This window comes from Ventosimonas gracilis, assembly GCF_001580025.1.
Classification (GTDB): domain Bacteria; phylum Pseudomonadota; class Gammaproteobacteria; order Pseudomonadales; family Pseudomonadaceae; genus Ventosimonas; species Ventosimonas gracilis.
This window is the reverse complement of sequence record NZ_LSZO01000106.1, coordinates 1-3,209: the sequence shown is the minus strand read 5'-3', so window position 1 is coordinate 3,209 and position 3,209 is coordinate 1. Positions and strand designations below refer to the sequence as shown.

2 protein-coding genes and 1 tRNA gene are annotated in these 3,209 nt (G+C 50.7%); 2 read left to right on the top strand and 1 reads right to left on the bottom strand.

The genetic code is table 11. The annotated features are described in order from the left end of the window. The first annotated feature begins 270 nt into the window (after positions 1-270). On the top strand, positions 271-828 hold the full coding sequence (locus tag AXE65_RS04665) for a tetratricopeptide repeat protein (protein WP_068388771.1): 558 nt from the start codon (positions 271-273) through the stop codon (positions 826-828). Positions 829-1,419: 591 nt separating this feature from the next. Here the strand turns inward: AXE65_RS04665 and AXE65_RS04660 are convergent. After that, a tRNA-Thr gene (locus tag AXE65_RS04660) sits at positions 1,420-1,495 on the bottom strand. Between the two features lie 82 nt (positions 1,496-1,577). Here AXE65_RS04660 and murJ point away from each other — a divergent pair. Then, positions 1,578-3,122, top strand: coding sequence for a murein biosynthesis integral membrane protein MurJ (murJ, locus tag AXE65_RS04655; protein WP_068388768.1), 1,545 nt, complete (start codon positions 1,578-1,580; stop codon positions 3,120-3,122). The last annotated feature ends 87 nt before the right edge of the window (positions 3,123-3,209 follow it).

Genomic DNA, 3,209 nt, shown 5'->3' with positions numbered 1-3,209 from the left:
CGTCCGTTTCATGACCACCTCCTCGGCGGTCAGTAAAACCGGACAGTTCATTTGCTACTGATGCGGACAGATTACTTATCACTGACAGCATGACATGCGCACTTGTTCAGCGTATAAAAATCGCGTAGCATCCCTCGCTGGTCGCACTGGATAGTCGTTTCGCATCGTTTTGCCCAGTAGTCATTCGTTTTGCTCGCAGTAATGGTAGTCGTTGTGACCTCATGACCTTACTTACTATTTTCCTGTTAGCAATAAATGGATGTGTTTATCATGGGAAGCAGCAAATCGAAAGTTTATTTCAGCGCGCTATTGGCGGCATTTCTTTTCCTTGCACCTAATTTAAGCTGGGCAACCTTCAGCCTTATCAAGGATGCCAGAGACCCTGACTACCGTTCCGGTCTGCACAGCTTTTATCAAAAGGATTACAAGGCTGCCTATGGGAAATGGCTTCCCATAGCCAAAAAAGGTAATGCAAAAGCAGAATACCGTATCGGTTATATGTATCTGAATGGCTTGTATGTAAAAAAAGACCCGGTCGAAGCCAGAAAATGGTTTGAGCGTGCGGCGGGTCGCGGTGATGCGGATGCGCAAAACGATTTGGGTACTTTGTATTTAAACGGCCAAGGTATCCAGCAAAATCTGGATACTGCCTTAAAGTGGTTCCAACTTTCGGCTAATCAGGGTAATGCAACCGCCAAATACAATATGGGCATCTTATATACCCTGAAAAAGAAGCTTAAAGATGCCAAAATCTGGTTCGAGGCTTCTGCCATGCAGGGCTATGCCAAGGCTAATTTCCGGCTGCGCGCGTTGTTTGGTAAAAACTGACAGCCTGCATTAAATTGACGATTTTATGTCCTGTTTGGGGAAGTGGCTTTATGCGGCTTCCCCAAATGTTTTTATCATTCAATAAAAGCTTATAAGTCGAGCATTAAACTCTCGCTTAATGTACGGGAAACGAGAGCATCATCATCCTTTGATTGCTTTGCTTTTCACCAGCGCTCAATAAATGGTCACAGTGCTCGGGAACAACGCTCTACACTTCGTGGTCAAGTTTTTCCGTACAGGTGATGGCGTGATTTTACTAATTGAGCATCACCTTTTCGTAGTCCGTTGATGAGCGGCAGTCCAAGGTCGAGTGCAGCTCAGCAGAAAACAGCATTACAACCTTCTGAATACTCGCCATAAAAATGCCCTGCAGCCGAAAACGCGGCGCAGAAAGAACCCGCACCGCCCTGCTCGCCCAGTTGCTTGGAGAAGCTGAGCAATGGCGCAAAACTTCGGGGCAGAAACTGACCGAAGACGAGTAGCGGGACTAGCTTATGAAGCGGCGTAAAAGCGCTTAAGTGAGCGCAGGGAAACTGAGCAAGCCCCAAAACGCCTCATAAATTCTTTAATTTATTGATTTGTAATTTATTTTGGTGCCGGATATAGGAATCGAACCTACGACCTTCGCGTTACGAGTGCGCTGCTCTACCTGCTGAGCTAATCCGGCGCGGGCTGCAATTTACACAAGTTGCCTGCAAAATGGCAGCCCTTTTTCGCTCAAAACTCACCCTTTTAATGATCAATCCTCAATGAATTTGCTTAAAACGCTGGCGACGGTCAGTTCGATGACGATGCTGTCGCGCGTGCTGGGCTTTGTACGTGATGTGCTGATAGCGCGGATGTTTGGTGCGAGCATGGCCAGTGATGCGTTTTTTGTCGCGTTTCGGCTGCCTAATCTGCTGCGGCGGATTTTTGCTGAAGGGGCGTTTAGCCAAGCCTTTGTGCCGATTTTGGCCGAATACAAAACGCAGCACGGCGAGCAGGCCAGTCGTACCTTTATTGCCTATATCAGTGGATTGCTGACCTTGGCACTGGCGCTAACCAGCTTGCTTGGCGTGTTGATTGCACCTTGTCTGGTTTGGTTGAGTGCACCGGGGTTTGCCGGTGACGCAGAAAAATTTGCCCTGACCACTTCACTGCTGCGCTGGGTTTTTCCTTATATCTTATTGATTTCTTTATCGTCGATGGCGGGAGCCATTCTCAATACCTGGAATCGTTTTGCGGTACCGGCTTTTGTGCCGTGCCTGCTTAATCTCAGTCTGATTGGTTGTGCACTGTTTGTTAGCCCGCATGTTAATCCGCCCGTATTGGCACTGGGCTTTGCCGTGCTGCTCGGCGGGGTGCTGCAACTGGCTTGGCAACTGCCCTATTTAAAGCGTATCGGCATGCTGGTTTTGCCACGCCTTAATTTTCGTGACAGCGCCGTTTGGCGCGTGCTGCGGCAGATGGGACCGGCCATTTTGGGCGTTTCGGTCAGCCAAATTTCTTTGATTATCAATACTGTTTTCGCTTCTTTTTTGGCGGCAGGTTCAGTGTCTTGGATGTATTACGCCGATCGCTTGATGGAGTTGCCGTCCGGCGTGCTGGGCGCGGCGCTGGGTACGATTTTGCTGCCGTCGCTCGCCAAAACTTACGCGAGTGCCGACCCGGCAGCCTATTCGCGTTTGCTGGATTGGGGACTGCGACTGTGCTTTTTGCTCGCGCTACCCTGTGCGCTGGCATTGGTGTTGCTGGCCGAGCCTTTGACCGTGGCGCTGTTTCAGTACGGAAAATTCAGCGCCAGCGATGCATTGATGACACAAAAAGCACTGATCGCTTATGCCATTGGCTTGCTCGCGCTGATTTTGGTGAAAATCCTCGCGCCCGGTTTTTATGCGCGGCAGAACATTAAAACGCCGGTGCGTATCGCGCTGATTAGTCTGCTGGCGACGCAATCGCTCAATCTGTTGCTGGTTTGGGGGTTGGGGCTTGCGCATGTGGGGCTCGCGCTTTCCATCAGTCTGGCGGCTTGTCTAAATGCTGGACTGTTATTCTGGCAACTGCGGCGGCGCAATTTGTACCAGCCGCAAGCGCTCTGGTGGTCGTTTTTGGCCAAACTGGCCGTGGCACTGGTGCTGATGAGCGCGGCGCTGCTGAGCTTGCTCGCGCTATTGCCGCCTTGGGCAGAGGGAACCATGGCTGAGCGTTTAGTTCGCCTTGCGTTACTGGTGGCAGGTGGTGCTTTGGCTTATTTCGGCAGTCTTGCACTACTGGGCTTTCGCCCCAAGCATTTCTCGCCCCAAGCAATTAATTAGGGTCTGTTCCCGCTTCAAACGCGAGCCGCGCTGCTGCTCAAAATTTCGCCAGACTAGGCGCAGCATGCAGCCAATGTGTACAACCTT

Excerpts from the sequence above, each read along its gene's own strand:
- AXE65_RS04665 (WP_068388771.1), top strand. The coding sequence starts at position 271 with ATGGGAAGCAGCAAATCGAAAGTTTATTTCAGCGCGCTATTGGCGGCA.
- murJ (WP_068388768.1), top strand. The coding sequence starts at position 1,578 with ATGAATTTGCTTAAAACGCTGGCGACGGTCAGTTCGATGACGATGCTG.